Origin of the sequence: Amorphus coralli DSM 19760 (genome assembly GCF_000374525.1) — a bacterium.
Classification (GTDB): Bacteria; Pseudomonadota; Alphaproteobacteria; order Rhizobiales; family Amorphaceae; genus Amorphus; species Amorphus coralli.
Genome location: NZ_KB894576.1, coordinates 47,035 through 66,702 on the forward strand (window position 1 = coordinate 47,035; position 19,668 = coordinate 66,702).

Below are 19,668 nucleotides of genomic sequence, written 5' to 3' on the forward strand. Positions count from 1 at the left end.
CGATCGGATCGGCTTTACGCCGCCTCGGCGGCCATCTGCTGGCCCTTCTCGATGGCTTCCTCGATGGTGCCGACCATGTAGAACGCCGCTTCCGGCAGGTGGTCGTACTCACCCTCGCAGAGACCCTTGAAGCCCTTGATGGTGTCGGCCAGCTCGACGAACACGCCCGGCTTGCCGGTGAACACCTCGGCCACGTGGAAGGGCTGCGACAGGAAGCGCTCGATCTTGCGGGCGCGGGCCACCGTCAGCTTGTCCTCTTCCGACAGCTCGTCCATGCCCAGGATGGCGATGATGTCCTGGAGCGACTTGTAGCGCTGCAGGATCTCCTGGACCTGACGGGCCACGTTGTAGTGCTCCTCGCCGATGATCAGCGCGGAGAGCATGCGCGACGTGGAGTCGAGCGGGTCCACCGCCGGGTAGATGCCCTTCTCCGAGATGGCGCGGTTGAGCACCGTCGTCGCGTCCAGATGGGCGAACGAGGTGGCCGGCGCCGGGTCGGTCAGGTCGTCGGCGGGCACGTAGATGGCCTGCACCGAGGTGATCGAGCCCTTGTTGGTGGTGGTGATGCGCTCCTGCAGCGTGCCCATGTCGGTGGCCAGCGTCGGCTGATAGCCCACGGCGCTCGGAATACGGCCGAGAAGCGCCGACACCTCGGAGCCCGCCTGGGTGAAGCGGAAGATGTTGTCGACGAAGAACAGCACGTCCTGGCCCTGATCGCGGAAATACTCCGCGACGGTAAGGCCGGACAGCGCCACGCGGGCACGGGCGCCCGGGGGCTCGTTCATCTGGCCGTAGACCAGCGCGGCCTTGGAGCCCTCGCCGCCGCCTTCCTTGTTCACGCCGGACTCGATCATCTCGTGGTAGAGATCGTTGCCCTCGCGGGTCCGCTCGCCGACGCCGGCGAACACCGAGTAACCGCCGTGCTGGGTGGCGACGTTGTTGATCAGCTCCTGGATGAGCACGGTCTTGCCCACGCCGGCGCCGCCGAACAGGCCGATCTTGCCGCCTCGGGCGTACGGGGCGAGCAGGTCGACGACCTTGATGCCCGTGACCAGGATTTCCGCTTCGGTCGACTGCTCGACATAGGACGGAGCCGGCGCATGGATCGGGCGGCTCTCGGTGTGGGCGATCGGGCCGCCCTCGTCCACCGGCTCGCCGATGACATTCATGATGCGGCCGAGCGTGCCGTCGCCGACCGGGACCATGATGGCCTCGCCGGTGTCGGTGACTTCCTGGCCGCGAACCAGGCCCTCGGTGGCGTCCATGGCGATGCAGCGGACGGTGTTCTCGCCGAGGTGCTGCGCAACCTCCAGAACGAGCCGGACGCCGTTGTTGTCGGTCTCGAGCGCGTTCATGATCGCCGGCAGTTCATTGTCGAACTTCACGTCGACAACGGCGCCGATCACCTGATGGATTTTTCCGACATTCTTGGTCATTGGACTGCTCCGTCTCGAGCTCGCGGCCGACCTCCCGGTGGAGGAGGAAGGTGTTCCTGGGTCTGGTCCGCCGGCCGCGCCGCCTGCGGGGCGCAGCGGCCGTGGATCGTGTACGTGAAGGCGTCCGCCGCCGTGGCCTCTAGAGAGCCTCGGCGCCGGAGATGATCTCGATCAGTTCCTTGGTGATCTGGGCCTGACGGGTCCGGTTATATTCCATCGTCAGGTCGTCGATCATTTCGCCGGCATTGCGCGTGGCGTTGTCCATGGCGCTCATCCGGGCACCCTGTTCAGACGCGGCGTTCTCCAGCAGCGCGCGGAAGATCTGAACCGAGATGTTGCGGGGAACCAGATCCGCCAGGATCTCGCTCTCCTCCGGCTCGTATTCGCGCACCGCGCCGGCCTCGTCGGAGGCCGCCTGCGTCTCGGCCGCCTCATCCTCGACATGCGCCGGGATCATCTGATGCGCCGTCGGCACCTGGCTGATCACCGAGTTGAAGTGAGCGTAGAACAGCGTCGCGACATCGAAATCGCCGTTCTCGAAGCGCTTGATGATCTTCTCAGCGATCTGCTGCGCATCGGTGAAGCCGATCCGCTTCACTTCCTTCAGCTCGACCAGGTCGACGATCTGGTTGCCGAAGTCGCGGCGGAGCATGTCGTAGCCCTTCCGCCCGACGCAGAAGAATTCAACCTTCTTGCCCTCGTTCTGCAGCCGGATCGCCGTCTGGCGGGCCAGCCGGACGATCGAGGAATTGAACGCGCCGCAGAGGCCGCGGTCGGCGGTGCAGACCACCAGCAGCTGGGTCGCGTCACGGCCGTTGCCGACCATGAGATGCGGCGCCTCGTCGCTGCCCTTCACGGCATCGGAGAGGCTGGCCAGCACCGACTGCATCCGCTGCGCGTACGGGCGGGCCGCTTCCGCTGCCTCCTGGGCACGACGCAGCTTCGCCGCCGCGACCATCTGCATGGCCTTGGTGATCTTCTGCGTCGCCTTCACCGAGGCGATGCGGTTGCGGAGGTCCTTGAGACTCGCCATCGAGCGTCCTCGTTAGCCGGGGGCGCCGTTTACGCGCTGAAGGTCTTGGCGAAGGAATCGACCGCGGACTTGAGCTTGTCGCGCAGGTCGTCTTTCAGTTCCTTCTTCTCCCAGATCTCCTCAAGGAGAGCCTTGTGCTCGCCACGGAGATAGAGGAGCAGGCCGGCCTCGAAGTCACGCACGGCCGAAACCGGAAGCTTGTCGAGGTAGCCGTTCACGCCGGCGAAGATGACCGCCACCTGCTCTTCCGTCTTCAGCGGAGAGAACTGGGGCTGCTTGAGCAGCTCCACGAGGCGGGCGCCACGGGCCAGAAGCCGCTGGGTGGCCGCGTCGAGGTCGGAGCCGAACTGGGCGAAGGCCGCCATCTCGCGATACTGGGCAAGCTCGCCCTTAATCGGACCGGCAACCTGCTTCATCGCCTTGATCTGCGCCGCGGAGCCCACGCGGGACACCGACAGGCCGACGTTCACCGCCGGACGGACGCCCTGGTAGAACAGGTCGGTCTCCAGGAAGATCTGGCCGTCGGTGATGGAGATGACGTTGGTCGGGATGTAGGCCGACACGTCGTTCGCCTGGGTCTCGATGACCGGCAGCGCGGTGAGCGAACCGGACCCGTGGTCCTCGTTCAGCTTCGCGGCGCGCTCCAAGAGGCGGGAGTGCAGGTAGAACACGTCGCCCGGATAGGCTTCGCGGCCCGGAGGACGACGCAGCAGCAGCGACATCTGGCGATAGGCAACGGCCTGCTTGGACAGGTCGTCGTAGCCGATCACCGCGTGCATCGCGTTGTCGCGGAAATACTCGCCCATGGCGCAGGCGGTGAACGGTGCCAGGAACTGCATCGGCGCCGGATCCGAGGCGGTCGCGGCGATGACGATGGAATATTCCAGAGCGCCGTTTTCCTCGAGCGTCTTCACGAACTGGGCGACCGTGGAGCGCTTCTGACCGACGGCGACATAGACGCAGTAGAGCTTCTGGCTCTCGTCGTCGCCCTGGTTCAGCGGCTTCTGGTTCAGGAAGGTGTCGAGAATGATCGCGGTCTTGCCGGTCTGGCGGTCGCCGATGATCAGCTCGCGCTGGCCGCGGCCGACCGGGATCAGCGCGTCGATCGCCTTCAGGCCCGTCGACATCGGCTCGTGCACCGACTTGCGGGGAATGATGCCCGGGGCCTTCACGTCCACGCGGCGGCGCTCGGCGGCATCGATCGGGCCCTTGCCGTCGATCGGGTTGCCCAGCGCGTCGACGACGCGGCCGAGCAGGCCCTTGCCGACGGGGGCGTCGACGATGGCGCCGGTCCGCTTGACCGTGTCGCCTTCCTTGATCTCACGGTCGTCGCCGAACACCACGACGCCGACATTGTCGACCTCGAGGTTCAGCGCCATCCCGCGGATGCCGTTCGGGAACTCAACCAGCTCACCGGCCTGGACCTTGTCGAGACCGTAGACGCGGGCGATGCCGTCGCCGATGGACAGGACCTGGCCGACCTCGGTGACCTCGACCTCCTGGCCGAAGTTCTTGATCTGCTGCTTGAGGATGGCGGAGATTTCCGCGGCGCGAATATCCATCAACCGACCTCTTTCATCGCGGTCTTGAGCGAATTCAATCGTGTACGCAGGGACGTATCGATCATGCGGGAGCCGACCTTGACCACCAGGCCGCCGATCAGGCTCGGATCGACTTTCGTCGCGAGCTTGATAGCACGTCCTGTCTGGTCGGCAAGGATCTCGCGAAGCCGGGTCGCATTCTCATCCGACAGCGGTTCCGCGGTGGTGACTTCGGCAACGACTTCGCCGCGGTGCTCAGCCATGAGCGAGCGGTAGGCGCGAACGATGCCGTTGGCGGCGAACAGGCGGCGGTTCTGGGCAACCACCTTGAAGAAGTTCGACGTGAGCTCGCCGAGCTCAGCCTTCTTGAAGATGGCGTCGAGGGCTTCGACCTGCTCGTCGGTGGAGTAGAGCGGGCTCTCGGCGAGGCGCCGGAGGTCGTCGCTCTCTTCGAGCATCGTCCCGAACGCCTCGACGTCCTTCTCGACGGCGTCGAGCGCGTTGGCGTCCTGCGCCAGCTCGAACAGCGCGGAAGCGTACCGAAGCGCAACGCCGGATGTGAGCGATGGAGCGTCTGTCACCGGTGTCCTTCTTTCATTCGGGCGGGTCGGCAGTAGATGCCGGAAGGCCTCTAAATTCCGTCGGGCGAAGAAAAATTCGACACGCGAACGTCGTCGGCCGGCCAGCCTTCCCGGCGGCCGCGGCCCGCTTAGCACAGGGGATTTCCGGGCGCAACATACCGCGGCGCAGGAAAGCCCCCGTTCTGACGGCCACCTGGGGCCCAGCCTCTCACAAAAAGCTCTGCGGATCGACGTCCACCATGCGCCGCACGCCGCCGCGGGGCTGCGGGGCCGCCTCGATCCAGTCGCGCAGATAGGCCTGCAGGTCGACGCCGCGGGCGGAACGCGCCAGCAGCCGGAACCGGTAGCGCCCGCGCAGCACGGCGAGCGCGGCTTCCGCGGGCCCCAGCACCTGCACCTCGGGGCTTCGCGGCGCAGCGCGCGCGAAGGCCCGGGCGTGCGCCTCCGCCTCCGCCTTGTCGGGACCGGAGACGATCACCGCCGCCATGCGTCCGAACGGCGGCAGCTGGGCATTGCGCCTGACCGCAATCTCTTCCCGGTAGAACGCCTCCCGGTCGCCCGAGACGAGCGCCCGGATCACCGGGTGCCCGGGCGCGTAGGATTGCAGCATGCCCCGCCCGGTGCCGCCGACCCGGCCGGCACGGCCCGTCACCTGGGTGAGCAGCTGGAAGGTCCGTTCCGCGGCCCTCGGGTCGCCGTTGGCGAGGCCGAGGTCGGCGTCGATCACGCCCACCAGGTCGAGCAGCGGAAAGGTATGGCCCTTGGCGACGAGCTGGGTGCCGATGACGATGTCCGCCTGGCCCTCGCCGATGGCCGACAGCTCCCGGCGCAGCCGGTCGGTGCCGCCCGGCAGGTCGGAGGAGAGGATCATCACGCGCCGCTCGGGAAACAGGCCGCGCACCTCCTCGGCGATGCGCTCCACCCCCGGCCCGCACGCCACCAGCGTGTCGACGCTGCCGCATTCCGGACAGGCATCCGGCCGGGGCTGGGTGTGACCGCAATGATGGCATTCCAGCCGGCCGCGCAGCCGGTGATCCACCAGCCAGGCGGAGCAGTTGGGACAGGTGAAGCGGTGGCCGCAGGTGCGGCACAGCGTCAGCGGCGCATAGCCGCGCCGGTTGAGGAAGAACAGCACCTGCCGGTTCTCGTCCAGCACCCGGCGCGCCGCCTCCGCCAGGATCGGCGAGATCCACTGGCCCGACGGCGGCCCGTCGTGGCGCATGTCGATGGCGGTGACGTCCGGCATCACCGCGCCGGAGATGCGGTCGGGCAGATGCAGCCGGCGGTAACGGCCCTGGTCGGCGTTGACCCGGCTCTCGATCGACGGTGTGGCGGAGGAGAGTATGACCGGGAAGTTGCCCTCGCGGCCGCGCACGATGGACATGTCACGGGCGTGGTAGCTGACGCGGTCTTCCTGCTTGTAGGCGGGGTCGTGCTCCTCGTCGATGATGACGAGGCCGAGATCGGCGAACGGCAGGAACAGCGACGAACGCGCCCCGACCACGATCGGCACCCGCCCCTCCGCGACACCGCGCCACACCCTGACGCGCTGCCTTGGCGGGATCGCCGAGTGCCATTCTGCCGGCCGCGCGGCAAAGCGGCGCTCGATCCGGTCGATGACCATGTTGGTGAGCGAGATCTCCGGCATCAGGATCAGGCTCTGGCGCCCGAGCCGCAGATTTTCCGCCACCGCCTCCAGGAAGACTTCCGTCTTGCCCGAACCGGTGACGCCGTCGAGCAGCGAGACGGAAAAGCGTTCCGCCGTCACCGCCGCCTGCAGGCTTTCCGCCGCGTGGGCCTGCGCATCGGAAAGCTTCGGCGGCCGCGCCTCAGGGTCCGGCACGGCATAGGCCGTGTCCGGCGGCAGCAGCACCTCCTCCAGCGTCCCCTGCTTCATCAGCCCGTCGATCACCGACGGCGACACGCCGACGGCGGTTGCCAGGCCCGCCTTCGACCAGGCCATGCCGTCGCGCACCATCTCCAGCACCCGCGCCCGGGCGTCGGTGCGCCGCTCCGGTTCCTGGCCGGTGAAGCGCACCGCCTTGATCGGCGCTTCCGGCACCAGCGCATCCGGAACCCGCAGCACCATCCTCAGCACCATGCCGCGGCTGCCCAGCGTCCATGCCGCGACCCAGTCGACGAAACGCCTCAGGTCGTCGGAAAGCGGCGGCGCGTCGAAAATCCGGCTGATCTCGCGGATGCGGTTGCCGCCGATGGACAGGTCCGGCGGATCGTCCCAGACGCAGCCCAGCACCTCGCGCGTGCCCAGCGGCACCGCGACGATGGTTCCCGGCTTAAGCGGCCGGTCGCTGGCATAGGTGTAGGGTGCCTCGACCGCCACCGGCACCAGCACCGAGACCCGGTGGGCGCGGGGCCTGCGCGGCTCCGGGGTTCCGAACAGATCCGTCACGGGCACGGCGATCCCGACCGCATCAGGCGACGCGTCCCCGGCCACCGAGGCGCGCCAGCAGAGGCGGGCCGCCGGATCCGGTCGATGCGAACTGAACGGCGCTCACCGTCATTCCTCCTTGCGTCGGGCGCGAGGCTGGCCCATGACGACGCGGAACTCGAAAGGGATGCCCTCATGAAATTCTTCGTCGATACCGCCGATGTAGCGGAGATTCGTGCGCTTGCGGAGACCGGCCTCCTCGATGGCGTGACCACCAACCCCTCGCTGATCATGAAGGCCGGGCGGCCGATGACCGAGGTGATCGCGGAAATCTGCGACGTCGTCGACGGTCCGGTCAGCGCCGAGGTCACCGCCACGGATGCCGACGCGATGCTGGCGGAAGGCCGCAAGCTCGCCAAGATCGCGCCGAACGTGACCGTCAAGGTGCCGCTGACCTGGGACGGGCTCAAGGCCTGCCGCACGCTGACCGGTGAAGGCACCATGGTCAACGTGACGCTGTGCTTCTCCGCCGTCCAGGCGCTGCTTGCCGCCAAGGCGGGCGCGACCTTCGTGTCGCCCTTCATCGGGCGTCTCGACGATATCGGCCTCGACGGGATGCAGCTCATCCGCGAGATCCGCACCGTCTTCGACAACTATCCGGATCTGTCCACCCAGCTGCTCGCCGCCTCGCTGCGCACCTCCAACCACGTGCGCGACTGCGCGCTGGCGGGTGCCGATGTGGCGACGATTCCGCCGGCGACCATTCACAAGCTCGTGGAACACCCGCTGACCGACAAGGGCCTCGATGCCTTCCTGTCGGACTGGAAGAAGACCGGCCAGACCATCCTCTGACCGGCCGGCCGGCTTAACCCGTCTGCAAGCGGCGGTGCGCTAGGTCCTTGCTCTGGAGTGCCGTCGCGGGATTTCCCTCGACGCGAAACGGGACAGGGACCATGACCGCGCCGATCCGGATCATGCAGGCCGACCTCGCCGAAGCCGTTTCGGGCTGGCTGGCGACGCTCGCCGGCGAGCGCCGCCTCGCCGCGCACACGCTCGGTGCCTACGAGCGCGACGTCCGCCAGTTCTGCAGCTTTCTCACCGAGCACCTCGGCGATCCGCCATCGCTCGCCGACCTGTCCGCCCTCAAGGCCCAGGATGTGCGCGCCTTCCTGGCCCGCCGCCGCATGGGCGGAGCCTCCAGCCGCACCGTCGGGCGCGGCCTTGCCGGGGTGCGCTCCTTCGCCACCCATCTGGAGCGGCGCACCGGCTTCGACGCCACCGCCTTCCGCACGGTGTCCGCCCCCAAGGCGCCGAAGACGCTGCCGCGCCCGGTGGGCGTTTCCGATGCCCGCGCCCTGATCGACGGCGCCGACGACCACGCAGTCCCGTGGATCGCAGCCCGCGACACCGCCGTTCTGACGCTGCTCTACGGCTGCGGCCTGCGGATCGGCGAGGCGCTGGCGATTGCCCGGCGCGACGCGCCGGTGGATGCCCGCGTTCCCCTGCGCGTCACCGGCAAGGGCGGCCGCACCCGGCTGGTGCCGCTGCTGCCGGCGGTGACGGACGCCGTGGGGACCTATCTGCGGCTCGTCCCCTACGCCCAGGATCCTGACGACGCGCTGTTTCTCGGCGCCAAGGGTGGCCCGCTCTCGCCACGCATCGTCCAGCGCACCGTTGCGATGCTGCGTGGCGCGCTCGGCCTGCCGGACACCGCGACGCCGCACGCGCTCCGCCACGCCTTCGCCACCCATCTGCTCGCCGCCGGCGGCGATCTCCGCTCCATCCAGGAACTCCTCGGCCACGCCAGCCTGTCGACCACCCAGGGCTACACGGCCATCGACACCGCTCACCTGCTCGACGCCTACGCCCGCGCGCATCCGCGGGCCTGATCCTTTCCTTAAAGCGGGCCGATTTCGTCCCACGTTGCGCAGCGCAGGATTTGTCCCAGATAAGGGGCTCGCCCTGCCCGGATCGGAGGCGCGGCACGACGACGATCGGGCCGGGCATACCATCCGCCGGCCTGAGACAGCGCACAAAGGAGGCGCCGGTGGGCCAGCCCGTGCTCGACTTCTTCTACGATTTCGCCTCGCCCTACTCCTACCTGTCAGCCGCCCGCATCGAGGCGCTGGCGGAGACACACGCCATCATGGTGCGCTGGCGGCCGTTCCTGCTTGGGCCAATCTTTCGCCGCCAGGGCTGGAACACCTCACCCTTCAACGTCTACCCCGCGAAGGGCCGCTACATGTGGCGCGACGTCGGCCGCCTCTCCAGCATCCGCGAGCTGCCACTGGTCCAGCCCGACCCGTTTCCGCAGAACGGGCTGCTGGCCGCGCGCTGCGTGCTGTCCGTCACCGGCGAGACCGCGCGCGCGGAGGCAACCCGGGCCATCTTCCATGCCGGGTTCGGCGAAGGCGCCCAGATCTCCGATCCCGACGTGGTGCGCGCCGCGCTTGATGGCGCCGGGCTCGACGGCACGGCCCTGCTCGCCGCGGCCGCGGGCGATGCCGCCAAGATGGCGCTCAGAACAAACACGGACGAAGCCGTCTCGCACGGCATCTTCGGCGCCCCGAGCTTCGTCGCCTCCGATGGTGAGATGTTCTGGGGCGACGACCGGATCGACGATGCGATTCGCTGGACCGTCGGCCGGACGTGACGCACGGCGCGTAGGGTGAGCGCGGCGCGATCCGTTCGAGGGCGCGCAAGCGTACGTAGATCGAGGACGCGCCCCGCAGCCTGGTCGACAAAGGACAGCTCATGCCCCTTCCCCGCCGCACCCTTCTCGTTGTTCTTGCCGGCGCCCTCGCCGCGGGCTGCATGACGACGCCCGAAGCGACGGTCCCGCCGATGGTCGAGCCGCTGGAGCTCGAGACGTTCTTCGCCGGCAGGACCGCGGGCGAGGGGCGGTTCGAGAGCGGCATTGCCGGGGTCGAGCGCACCTTCACGGTGGCCACCCGCGGCACGTGGGATGGCCGCACACTCACCCTGCGCGAAGATTTCGTCTTCGACGACGGCGAGCGCGACACCAAGACCTGGCGCTTCACCAGGCAGAGGGACGGCAGCTTCAAGGGCACCCGCGAGGATGTGGTTGGCGTGGCCGACATCTGGCAGGACGGCAAGACCGTCCGCCTGGCCTACGACGCCGAGGTCGTCGGCAAGGGCGGCACGACCCGCGTCCTTACCTTCGAGGATGTCCTCGTCCCGCAATCGTCCACCTCGGTCCTCAACAAGGCCGTCGTGTCGAAGTACGGCGTGCCCGTCGGCACCGTGACCGTGGTCTTTCGCAAGCGCTGATTCCGGCTCGCCGGACGGTCGCTCCTGTGGCATGAGACGTGAGTTGCCACCGGAGCCGCCCGCATGGATTTCGTCCCCAGCCTGCCCGTCCTCGGAGCCTTCGTGCTCGCCTCCGCCGCCCTGGCGCTGACGCCGGGCCCGGACATGACGCTGTTCCTCAGCCGCACGATCGCCCAAAGCCGGCGCGCGGGCCTCGCCTCCATGGCAGGCGCCACGACCGGCGTGCTGGTCCACACCGTGCTTGTGGTCGTCGGGCTGTCGGCGCTGATCGCGGCCTCGGCCACCGCCTTCTTCGTCCTCAAGGTGGTGGGGGCGATCTATCTTCTCTGGCTCGCCGTCGAAGCGATCCGCAAGGGTTCGGGCTTCACCCTCCAGGTCGGACAGCGCGCCGATACGCCGATCGGCCGGGTCTACGCAAAGGGTGTGATGGTCAACCTTCTGAACCCGAAGGTGATCGTCTTCTTCGTGACCTTCCTGCCGCAGTTCGTGACCCCGAGCGACCCGCACGCCGCCGGTAAGCTCCTGTTCCTCGGCGTCCTGTTCGCGATGGTCGCCCTTGTCGTCACGGTGCCGATCCTGCTGGCCGCCGACCGGGTCGCGCTGACGCTGCGCCGCTCGCCGCGAGTGACCCGCGTGATCGACTGGGTGTTCGCCTCAGTGATGGGCGCCTTCGCCGTGAAGCTCGCTCTGGCCGAGGCGAAATAGCGAGAAAATGCCGCCCGAACGTCTTGAGCTATGGAAATAGTTGACTGAGAGCTAGGTCCCCTGACGGGGCCCCTCCACCAAGACGAGCTTGGCGAAGGTAAAACCCTAGACCGCTTCGGCGGCCGCCTTCTCGGCAGCCCGGCGCGCGCTGGCGCGCTCCTTCTCCGAGGCGGACTTGAGCTGGCCGCAGGCGGCGAAGATGTCGCGGCCGCGCGGGGTGCGGATCGGCGAGGCGTAGCCGGCGTGGTTCACCACGTCGGCGAAGGTCTCGATCGTGTCCCAGTCGGAGCACTCGTAGTCCGAGCCCGGCCACGGGTTGAACGGGATCAGGTTGATCTTCGCCGGAATGCCCTTCAGGAGCCGGACCAGCTCGCGCGCGTCCGACGGACTGTCGTTGACGCCCTTCAGCATCACGTACTCGAATGTGATGCGGCGGGCGTTGGAAAGCCCTGGATAGGCGCGGCAGGCGTCCAGAAGCTCGGCGATGGGATAGCGCTTGTTGAGCGGGACCAGCACGTCGCGCACGTCGTCGCGCACCGCGTGCAGCGAGATCGCCAGCATCACGCCGATTTCCTCGCCGGTGCGTGGGATCATCGGTACCACGCCCGAGGTCGACAGGGTGATCCGCCGCTTCGACAGGCCGACGCCCTCGCCGTCCGAGGCGATCAGCAGGGCCTGCTTCACCGCGTCGAAATTGTAGAGCGGCTCGCCCATGCCCATCATCACGATGTTGGAGACGAGCCGGCCTTCCGAAGGCACGATGGCGTCGTCCTGCGGAGCGCGGCCGGGCAGGTCGCCCAGCCGGGCGCGGGCCGCGAGGATCTGCTGCAAGATCTCGCCGGCGGTCAGGTTGCGCACCAGCTTCTGGGTGCCGGTGTGGCAGAAGGTGCAATTCAGCGTGCAGCCGACCTGGCTGGAGACGCAGAGCGTGCCGCGCCCCTCTTCCGGAATGTAGACGGTCTCCACCTCGACCGGCCGGCCGGCGCCGCGCGACGGGAAGCGGAACAGCCACTTGCGGGTGCCGTCGACGGAGATCTGTTCGGACACGATCTCCGGCTCCGACAGGCTCGCCACCTCCGCCAGCCGCTCGCGCAGGTCGCGGCTCACGTTGGTCATCTCGCCGATGTCGGTGGCGCCGCGCAGATAGACCCAGTTCCACAGCTGCCCCACGCGCATGCGGATTTGCTTCTCCGCCACGCCCGCCTGGCGCAAGACGTCGGCGAGCCCCTCCCGGTCGAGACCGACGAGCGACGTGCGCTCCTCCTCGCTCGCGCGGGGCGCAAGCGGAGCGGCGTCAGGCTTCAGCGTGTCGACGATAAGGGTCATTGCGGTCAGATCGAGTTCGAGGGTCTGGGGCGCAAGGCCCATTGGGGCCCGCAAAACGGTTCGGCCGGCGCCCGTTATCGCACGAACGCCGGCCTGCGTCAGGTTACTGGCGGCGCCGATGACTGCGAAGCCCGGCGCGCGGTCCCTGGATCAGTTGCAGATCTGGTTGATCCGGTCGCTCGCCGCAGTCACGCCGGACAGCGAGAAGCGATAGGAGGTCTGCGTGCCGCGGGTGGATTCACCCGTGGCCGACATGGCGCGGCCCTTCCGCATCGCGGTAAGCAGCGAGGCCTCCTGGGCGGGGTTCTCCATCCAGGCGCCATCCCCCTTGGTAAAAAGGGTGAACTTCTCGCCGTCGACATCGACGGTCACGCTCGAATTCTCCTTGAAGGTGTAGCCGACGAGCATGCTCGTCTCGCCCTTCACGCCTTCGGAAGGACGGTTGCTGACAAAGAAGAACACGTCGCCGTGATCGCGGTCCGAAGGCTGCAGGTCCTTCGGCTTGGACAGGGCGTAGCAGATTTTTCCCGACTGGCCGTCGTAGGAATAGACTTCCCAGTCATTGTACTTCTGTACCAGCGTCGGCTTCGAAGTTTGGGCCACCGCAGCTCCGGTCGCGAAGATCGACACGAGAGCGGCGAGAATGACGACACGCTTGAGCATAGCCCACCCATCGGCTTGTGGAATTGGGTTCGCAAGGACGGCCGGGACAATAGTCCGGCCAGGTTCACGAAGGGTATATAACCGAACCGGCGTCTCGCGTCGCGGGGGAGGTGGCCCCGTAGCGAGCCGGTCGAATTCCGTCTATGATTACCGGAACATGCGGACGCTGGCCGCAGAAATTGGGCGAGAGTGTGGCCCGGCGTCCCGGTTCGATGCGAGCGTTGGGCGCCCCCACGGCTTCTGGTCTCCGAAAATGCGCGGGCGATAAAGGCCCGACGGACAAGCGGGCAGGAACGAAAAGCGTAGCCGTGGCAGACAACGATCCATACGCCGATCTGGTGGAGGCGGTGGCGGCCACGCGGGATCGGGAAGCCTTCGCCGCCCTGTTCGATCATTTCGCGCCGCGCATCAACGCCTTCCTGATGCGGCTCGGCACCGACAATGGCAGCGCCGAGGAACTTACCCAGGAGGTGATGGTCACGCTGTGGCGCAAGGCGAGCCTGTTCGACCGCTCCAAGTCGTCGGTCGCCACCTGGCTGTTCCGCATCGCGCGCAACCGCCGGATCGACCTCGCCCGCCGCGACAAATCCTCGAAACTGGACCCCGACGAGCCGACGCTGCAGCCGGCGCCCGCCACCGACCCCGGCGAGGAGCTCGACGCGCGCGACCGCGAGGTGCGCGTCCGCCGGGCGCTGACCGAGCTTCCGCCCGAGCAAATCGAGCTGGTCCGCCTTGCCTTCTTCTCCGGCCTCTCCCATTCCGAAATCGCGGATGAGACCGGCCTGCCGCTCGGCACGGTCAAGTCGCGGATCCGGCTCGCCTTCGGGCGTCTTCGGCGCGAACTGGGCACTGACGCGCCGGAGGCCGTCGGCGGGCCCGAGCCCCCCGGCTGACCGGCGTCGACCGCCGATCTGCTTTCCCGGCTAACAAAAGGACCGAGTTATCGTGCGCGCCGTACTGAGCAGAGAGCCCGGACCGCCTGCCTCCCTGGTGGTCGAGGACGTTGCAACACCGGAACCCGGCCCGGGCGACGTGCTCGTGCGGGTCGAGGCCGCCGCTCTGAACTTCTTCGACACGCTGATCATCAAGGATCGCTACCAGTACAAGCCCGAGCGGCCCTTCTCGCCGTCGGCCGAGTTCTGCGGCCGAATCGTTGCGCTTGGCGCAGATGTGGAGGGGTTTGCGGAGGGCGACAGGGTCGTCGCCTATATCGGCTGGGGCGCTGCACGGGAGTTCGTCACAGCGAAGGCCTCGGCCCTGGTGAAGGTCCCCGACGCGGTTCCGAGCGACGTGGCCGCCACCGTGATCGTCACCTACGGCACCACGCTCTATGCCCTGCGCGACCGCGGCGACCTGAAGCCCGGCGAGACGCTGGCGGTCCTGGGCGCATCCGGCGGCACCGGACAGGCAGCGGTGGAGATTGGCAAGGCGATGGGCGCACGCGTCATCGCCTGCGCCTCGTCCGCGGACAAGGTGGCGTTCGCCCGCTCTCTCGGCGCCGACGAGGGGGTCAATTATGACAGCGAATCGCTGAAGGACCGGCTTAAGGAGATCTCCGGCGGCGGCGTGGACGTTGTCTACGATCCCGTCGGCGGACCGCTGGCGGAAAAAGCGCTGCGGGCGCTGGGCTGGCTTGGCCGCTTCCTGGTGATCGGTTTTGCCTCCGGCGACATCCCGAAGATCCCGCTCAACCTGGCGCTCCTGAAAAGCTGCGACATTCGCGGCGTGTTCTGGGGCGCCGCTGTCGACCGCGATCCGGCCGGCCAGCGCGCCAACGTGCGCCAGCTCCTCGACTGGGTTGCCGAGGGCCGGCTGAAGCCGCACGTCGATGCGACCTATCCGTTGGAGGAGACGGTCACCGCGCTCAATCGCCTCGCCGCCCGTGACGTGAAAGGCAAGCTCGTCGTCACGCCGTGACGTCGGCGTCCACGGTCTTGCCCGCGGGCCGCTGCTTGAGCCCGAGCACCCGGCGCGCCTCGCGGCGGTGATCGTCCTTGATGTGCGTGGTGGCCAGCGCGATCACGCCCAGCAGCACCGAGGCGTCGTCTGCAAAGCCGATGCCGAGCAGCAGGTCCGGGATCATGTCCGTCGGCAGCACGAAATAACCAAGCGCGCCGAACAGCATCGCGCGCACGCGGATCGGCGTCTTCGGATCCAGCGCGCAATAGTAGGCGGCCACCAGATCCTCGACGAACGGGATCTGGCCCACCGCCCGCTTCAGCGTGTGCCAGAACCGGTTGCGCACGACCTCTTCCCGGGCGAAGGGATGCTCCGGCGGCAGGATTTCCGGTTCGGCCTGTTTGCGACGTCGTCCGATCATCTGCGATCATTCTCCGTATGTGTGGCGCGGCGTCCGGCGGCGGACTCAGTCGCCAACGAGCGCATTCATCTTGCGCGCCATGTCCACGTCGAGCGCCGTCAGGCCGCCCGCATCGTGGGTCGACAACGTCACGTCCACCGTCCTATAGACGTTCGACCATTCCGGATGGTGGTCGAACTTCTCGGCGATCAGAGCGACCTGGGTCATGAAGCCGAACGCCTCCCGGAAGTTTCGGAAGGTGAAGGTTCGCGTGATCGCGTCGCGCCCGTCGACCGGCGTCCAGCCGGCCAGCGAGGACAGCGCCTCCTCGCGCTCCGAGGCGGTCAGTCGATCAGCCATGAAACGTTCTCCGTGGTCTTCGAGACTTCAGATGGGGACGCTATCGGTGAACGTCGAGGGGCCAATCCCCGTTCCCCGAAGGTCCATCGGGGCGCGCGGCGTCCTCCCAACCCAGCGCCCTGAGGTGGAAACGTCATGTCCAACGAGGCCGTCCGGTCGATCCTGTTCGTCTGCCTCGGCAACATCTGCCGATCCCCCATCGCCGCGGGCGTGATGCGGTCGCTCGTCGCCGATGCCCAGCCGCCGATTGCCGTGGATTCGGCCGGTGTCGGCCCCTGGCACGTGGGCAAGGCCCCGGATGGTCGCGCCATCGCCACGGCCCAGCGCCGCGGTGTCGACCTGGCCGACGACCGGGCCCGGATGCTTGCGGAGGACGATTTCCGGACCTTCGACCTGATCCTGGCCATGGACGCGCAGGTGCTGGCCGACGTCTGGCAGCGCGCGCCGGCCGACGCCACCGCGCAGATCGGCCTGTTCCGCAAGGTGGCCGAAGACGTCGATCGCGACGTCGACGATCCCTACTATGGCGGTGATGACGGCTTCGAGCGGGTCTACGACGAGATCGAGACGGCCGCGAAAACCCTGCTGGAAAACCTGCCGCGAAACTGACCCTCGTCGGCCTCTAGCCGTCTCCCCGGGCCTCGGCCAGCACCCGGTCGATGAAGGCGTCCGCCACCCCCAGGTGAGCGGCCGGGTCGGAAAAGGCCGACCAGTCGATGGGCGCGTCGGTCAGCTCCGACAGGGCCTCGGCGAGATCCTTGCCGCTCTGCGTGGCCTTTTTCACCAGCCCCTGGGCCTCCTCCCGCGGCATGTGCTGCGACAGGACGAAGCTTGCCGCCTCGGCAAGCGTCGGCCCGCCGGCCCGCGCCGCCATGGCGTCCTCCACCACGACGAGCGCCCCCAGAAGATCGATGGCGTGCAGCAGCGCGCCGCCCGTGGCGGCCGCCATTTCCGGCAGCGTCGCCCATTCCACCGACCAGGCCGCACCGTCACGCTCCTCCGCGTGGATGGCGCCCTGCGCAAGCGTACCGAGACTGCCGGCGGTGAACCGGGCAAGCGCGACCAGAAGCTCCGCCGACACCGGGTTCGCCTTCTGCGGCATGGTCGACGAGCCGCCGCCCGACCCGGGCCTGAGCTCCGCCACCTCGCTGCGCGCCAGGAGCGCGACATCGGTGCCGATCTTGCCGAGGCTGGCCGTCACGCCCGCCAGCCATGCCCCGCACTCGAGAATCCCGTCGCGCTGGGTGTGCCACGGCATCGGCGGCACGCAGAGGCCGAGCTCCTGCGCCAGTCCCTGCATCACCCGCACGCCATCGGCGCCGATCGCCGACGCGGTTCCGCCGGCGCCCCCGAACTGCACCATCAGGATGCGCGGCCGGGCCTGGCGGAGCCGGTCCCGGTGGCGCAGCAGCGGTGCAAGCCAGCCGGCCGCGCGCAGGCCGAACGTGGTCGGTACGGCAATCTGGGTGCGGGTCCGCGCCGCCATCACCGTGCCGCGGTGGCGCTCGGCCATGTCCGCGAGACATTCGATCAGCCGGTCGAGATGCGCTTCCAGCCGGTCGAGAACATCCGCCAGCCGAATGGCCAGCGCGGTGTCGACCACGTCCTGGCTGGTGGCGCCCCAGTGAACGAACTGCGCCGCTTCGCCGCCCACACGTTTTCGCAGATCCTTGACCAGACCGGGCAGGACGACGCCGGCGCTTCTGGTCCCCTCCGCCAGGGTCGCCGGATCGACCACCGCCCCGTCGAGTGCGGCGTCGATGGTCTCGGCCGCAGCCGCAGGGATCACCCCCAGCCGGCCTTCCACCCGCGCCAGCGCGCGTTCCACCCGGATCAGCGCGTCCAGGTCCGCCGCGTCGGAAAAAGCCGCGACGATCTCGGTGTCCGCGAACAGCGGCCCGAAGACCTGCGACTGAAAGGGGCTGACGGCCATGTCGGGATCCTTACCGGAGTGTGTTCTGTGCCGCGCGGACCCGGTCCGGGCCGTCGCGCGTTGCGCCCGCGTTGCGCGAACATAAGTAGCGGATACCGCGCCCACGTCCGCCTGTCCAAGGCCGGCGGAAGCCACTATGGTCCGCTGCAACGTCGAATTCTCCGGCCGCAGGCGTGTCTTCCCGCGCGCCGTGCACACCGGTCCCAACCCGTCCGAGATGCGAGGAGGTCAGACCATGGCCCAGGCCACGATGCAGTCCGTTCGCCCTAAAGGCCCCGAGGGCCTCACCCTTTCCGATCCCTCCCTGTTCCACACGCAGGCCTATATCGCCGGCGCGTGGGCGGATGCCGACAGCGGCGCCACCATCGAGGTGACCGATCCGGCGACCGGCGCCACCCTCGGGACCATCCCCGACTGCGGCGCCGCCGAAACGACCCGCGCCATCGAGGCCGCCAACGCCGCCTGGCCGGCCTGGCGTGCGAAGCCGGCCAAGGAGCGCGCCGCGATCCTGCGCCGCTTCTTCGAACTGATGATGGAGAACCAGGACGACCTCGCCCGGCTGATGACCGCCGAGCAGGGCAAGCCGCTCGCCGAGGCAAAGGGCGAGATCGCCTACGCCGCCAGCTTCCTGGAATGGTTCGCCGAGGAGGCCAAGCGCGTCTACGGCGAGACCGTGCCGGCTCCCATGGCCGACCGCCGCATCCTGGTCATCAAGCAGCCGATCGGCGTCACCGCCGCCATCACGCCGTGGAATTTCCCGGCCGCGATGATCACCCGCAAGCTCGCCCCGGCGCTGGCGGCCGGTTGCCCGATGGTCATCAAGCCGTCGGAGTTCACCCCCTATTCCGCACTCGCCCTGTGCGAGCTGGCCGAGCGCGCCGGGGTTCCGGCCGGCGTCGTGTCGGTCATCACCGGCGACGCGGCGGCCATCGGCGGCGAGATGACCGCCAACCCGATCGTTCGCAAGCTCTCCTTCACCGGCTCCACCGCCGTGGGCAAGCTCCTGATGCGCCAGTCCGCCGACACCGTGAAGAAGCTGTCGCTGGAGCTTGGCGGCAACGCGCCCTTCCTGGTCTTCGAGGACGCCGATCTCGACGCCGCCGTCGAGGGCGCCATCGCCTGCAAGTTCCGCAACGCCGGCCAGACCTGCGTCTGCGCCAACCGGATCTTCGTCCAGTCTTCCGTCTACGACGCCTTCGCGGAAAAGTTCGCCGCCGCGGCCAAGGCCCAGACCGTCGGCAACGGCTTCGAGGACGGGGTCGTCCAGGGCCCGCTCATCAACGAGAAGGCCGTGGAGAAGGTGGAGCGCCACATCGCCGATGCCGTCTCCAAGGGCGCGACGGTCCTCACCGGCGGCGACCGGCACGAGCTCGGCCAGACCTTCTTCCAGCCCACCGTGCTGGCCGGCGTCACGCCGGAAATGGCGGTGATGCGCGAGGAGACCTTCGGCCCGATGGCGCCGCTGTTCTCCTTCGACACCGAGGAAGAGGCGATCGCGCTCGCCAACGACACCGAGTTCGGTCTGGCCGCCTACTTCTACGCCCGCGACGTCGGCCGCATCATGCGGGTCGGCGAGGCGCTGGAGTACGGCATCGTCGGCATCAACACCGGCATCATCTCCACCGAGGTGGCGCCGTTCGGCGGCGTCAAGGAGAGCGGCCTCGGCCGCGAAGGCTCCCACCACGGCATCGATGAGTATCTGGAGATCAAGTATATGAGCCTCGCCGGGCTCTGATTTTTCCCCTCGCGCCGAGTGCGCTTGCGCGCACCGGCTCCGGGTGGGCGCCCTGACTGGGCGGCGCGCGGTCGCGCGCTGGTGGGAGAGGTACGGACAGGCTAAGGCCGGTTTGCACCGGCCCCACCCAGTTCTCCGCTCATCCCCGCGAAAGCGGGGATCCATAGGGCCTGCCCGCGAACTCCCGAAGAAACGACGGCTTGCTCCCGAACGCGCCCCAAAACTCCGCTCATTCCGGCGAAGGCCGGAATCCAGTTCGGGCGGTTGACCGGGCCGGCTCGGTGAGAGGATAGGCGCAGCCACCGGCAACGGCCCTCATCCCACCGCGCCGCACGCATCGGATTCGGCAACTGGGTTCCGGCCTTCGCCGGAACGA

Annotated in this window: 19 protein-coding genes; 9 read left to right on the top strand and 10 right to left on the bottom strand. The window is 68.5% G+C overall.

Annotated features, from left to right (window positions below; translation table 11 throughout):
• Positions 1 to 14: 14 nt before the first annotated feature.
• The 5 genes from atpD to C507_RS0117065 form a co-directional block, all read right to left on the bottom strand.
• On the bottom strand, positions 15 to 1,436 hold the full coding sequence (gene atpD / locus C507_RS0117040) for a F0F1 ATP synthase subunit beta (protein ID WP_018700931.1): 1,422 nt from the start codon (positions 1,434 to 1,436) through the stop codon (positions 15 to 17).
• Between the two features lie 139 nt (positions 1,437 to 1,575).
• Complete coding sequence (locus tag C507_RS0117045) at positions 1,576 to 2,469, bottom strand: F0F1 ATP synthase subunit gamma (protein WP_018700932.1); 894 nt, start codon at positions 2,467 to 2,469, stop codon at positions 1,576 to 1,578.
• A 29-nt stretch (positions 2,470 to 2,498) separates the two neighbouring features.
• Positions 2,499 to 4,031: a F0F1 ATP synthase subunit alpha gene (gene atpA, locus C507_RS0117050; protein WP_018700933.1), complete on the bottom strand. Its 1,533-nt coding sequence runs from the start codon at positions 4,029 to 4,031 to the stop codon at positions 2,499 to 2,501.
• Complete coding sequence (locus tag C507_RS0117055; protein WP_018700934.1) at positions 4,031 to 4,591, bottom strand: F0F1 ATP synthase subunit delta; 561 nt, start codon at positions 4,589 to 4,591, stop codon at positions 4,031 to 4,033. The genes atpA and C507_RS0117055 overlap by 1 nt, the downstream gene beginning before the upstream one ends.
• A 208-nt stretch (positions 4,592 to 4,799) precedes the next feature.
• Positions 4,800 to 7,001, bottom strand: coding sequence for a primosomal protein N' (locus C507_RS0117065; protein WP_245559707.1), 2,202 nt, complete (start codon positions 6,999 to 7,001; stop codon positions 4,800 to 4,802).
• Positions 7,002 to 7,175: 174 nt separating this feature from the next.
• Between C507_RS0117065 and fsa the strand changes: the two genes are divergently transcribed.
• The 5 genes from fsa to C507_RS0117095 all read left to right on the top strand — a co-directional run bounded on the left by fsa (position 7,176) and on the right by C507_RS0117095 (position 10,976).
• Positions 7,176 to 7,832, top strand: coding sequence for a fructose-6-phosphate aldolase (gene fsa, locus C507_RS0117075; RefSeq protein ID WP_018700937.1), 657 nt, complete (start codon positions 7,176 to 7,178; stop codon positions 7,830 to 7,832).
• Positions 7,833 to 7,933: 101 nt separating this feature from the next.
• On the top strand, positions 7,934 to 8,869 hold the full coding sequence (locus C507_RS0117080; protein WP_018700938.1) for a tyrosine recombinase XerC: 936 nt from the start codon (positions 7,934 to 7,936) through the stop codon (positions 8,867 to 8,869).
• A 158-nt stretch (positions 8,870 to 9,027) separates the two neighbouring features.
• The gene (locus tag C507_RS0117085) at positions 9,028 to 9,633 is read left to right on the top strand and encodes a 2-hydroxychromene-2-carboxylate isomerase (RefSeq protein ID WP_018700939.1); all 606 of its coding nucleotides are present in this window, start codon (positions 9,028 to 9,030) and stop codon (positions 9,631 to 9,633) included.
• Between the two features lie 101 nt (positions 9,634 to 9,734).
• Positions 9,735 to 10,271 (top strand): DUF3833 family protein, encoded by a 537-nt coding sequence (locus C507_RS0117090; RefSeq protein WP_018700940.1) that lies wholly within the window; start codon positions 9,735 to 9,737, stop codon positions 10,269 to 10,271.
• Between the two features lie 63 nt (positions 10,272 to 10,334).
• Positions 10,335 to 10,976 carry a LysE family translocator gene (locus C507_RS0117095; RefSeq protein ID WP_018700941.1) on the top strand — a complete coding sequence of 214 codons (642 nt, stop codon included), beginning with the start codon at positions 10,335 to 10,337 and terminating at the stop codon, positions 10,974 to 10,976.
• A gap of 105 nt (positions 10,977 to 11,081) precedes the next feature.
• On the opposite strand, the gene rlmN is transcribed toward C507_RS0117095, so the two are convergent.
• Positions 11,082 to 12,302 (bottom strand): dual-specificity RNA methyltransferase RlmN, encoded by a 1,221-nt coding sequence (gene rlmN, locus C507_RS0117100; protein WP_040401375.1) that lies wholly within the window; start codon positions 12,300 to 12,302, stop codon positions 11,082 to 11,084.
• A 150-nt stretch (positions 12,303 to 12,452) separates the two neighbouring features.
• Positions 12,453 to 12,965: an invasion associated locus B family protein gene (locus C507_RS0117105; RefSeq protein WP_018700943.1), complete on the bottom strand. Its 513-nt coding sequence runs from the start codon at positions 12,963 to 12,965 to the stop codon at positions 12,453 to 12,455.
• Positions 12,966 to 13,273: 308 nt separating this feature from the next.
• Here C507_RS0117105 and C507_RS21875 point away from each other — a divergent pair, with 308 nt between their 5' ends.
• Both C507_RS21875 and C507_RS0117115 read left to right on the top strand, forming a co-directional pair.
• Positions 13,274 to 13,858 (top strand): sigma-70 family RNA polymerase sigma factor, encoded by a 585-nt coding sequence (locus C507_RS21875; RefSeq protein ID WP_018700944.1) that lies wholly within the window; start codon positions 13,274 to 13,276, stop codon positions 13,856 to 13,858.
• Between the two features lie 52 nt (positions 13,859 to 13,910).
• The gene (locus C507_RS0117115; RefSeq protein ID WP_026319193.1) at positions 13,911 to 14,882 is read left to right on the top strand and encodes an NADPH:quinone oxidoreductase family protein; all 972 of its coding nucleotides are present in this window, start codon (positions 13,911 to 13,913) and stop codon (positions 14,880 to 14,882) included.
• Here C507_RS0117115 and C507_RS0117120 read toward each other — a convergent pair.
• Both C507_RS0117120 and C507_RS0117125 read right to left on the bottom strand, forming a co-directional pair.
• Complete coding sequence (locus tag C507_RS0117120) at positions 14,872 to 15,285, bottom strand: YkvA family protein (protein WP_018700946.1); 414 nt, start codon at positions 15,283 to 15,285, stop codon at positions 14,872 to 14,874. The genes C507_RS0117115 and C507_RS0117120 overlap by 11 nt on opposite strands.
• Before the next feature lie 45 nt (positions 15,286 to 15,330).
• Positions 15,331 to 15,624, bottom strand: a complete 294-nt coding sequence (locus tag C507_RS0117125) for a 4a-hydroxytetrahydrobiopterin dehydratase (protein ID WP_018700947.1) — start codon at positions 15,622 to 15,624, stop codon at positions 15,331 to 15,333.
• 135 nt (positions 15,625 to 15,759) lie between these two features.
• Between C507_RS0117125 and C507_RS0117130 the strand changes: the two genes are divergently transcribed.
• A complete protein-coding gene (locus C507_RS0117130; RefSeq protein ID WP_018700948.1) occupies positions 15,760 to 16,233 on the top strand; it encodes a low molecular weight protein-tyrosine-phosphatase in 474 nt (157 codons plus the stop codon).
• A gap of 13 nt (positions 16,234 to 16,246) precedes the next feature.
• Here the strand turns inward: C507_RS0117130 and pcaB are convergent, their stop codons facing one another.
• Entirely contained in the window at positions 16,247 to 17,557 is a 1,311-nt protein-coding gene (pcaB, locus tag C507_RS0117135) for a 3-carboxy-cis,cis-muconate cycloisomerase (RefSeq protein ID WP_018700949.1), read from the bottom strand.
• A 235-nt stretch (positions 17,558 to 17,792) separates the two neighbouring features.
• Between pcaB and C507_RS0117140 the strand changes: the two genes are divergently transcribed.
• A complete protein-coding gene (locus tag C507_RS0117140) occupies positions 17,793 to 19,292 on the top strand; it encodes an NAD-dependent succinate-semialdehyde dehydrogenase (RefSeq protein WP_245559708.1) in 1,500 nt (499 codons plus the stop codon).
• Positions 19,293 to 19,668 lie beyond the last annotated feature (376 nt).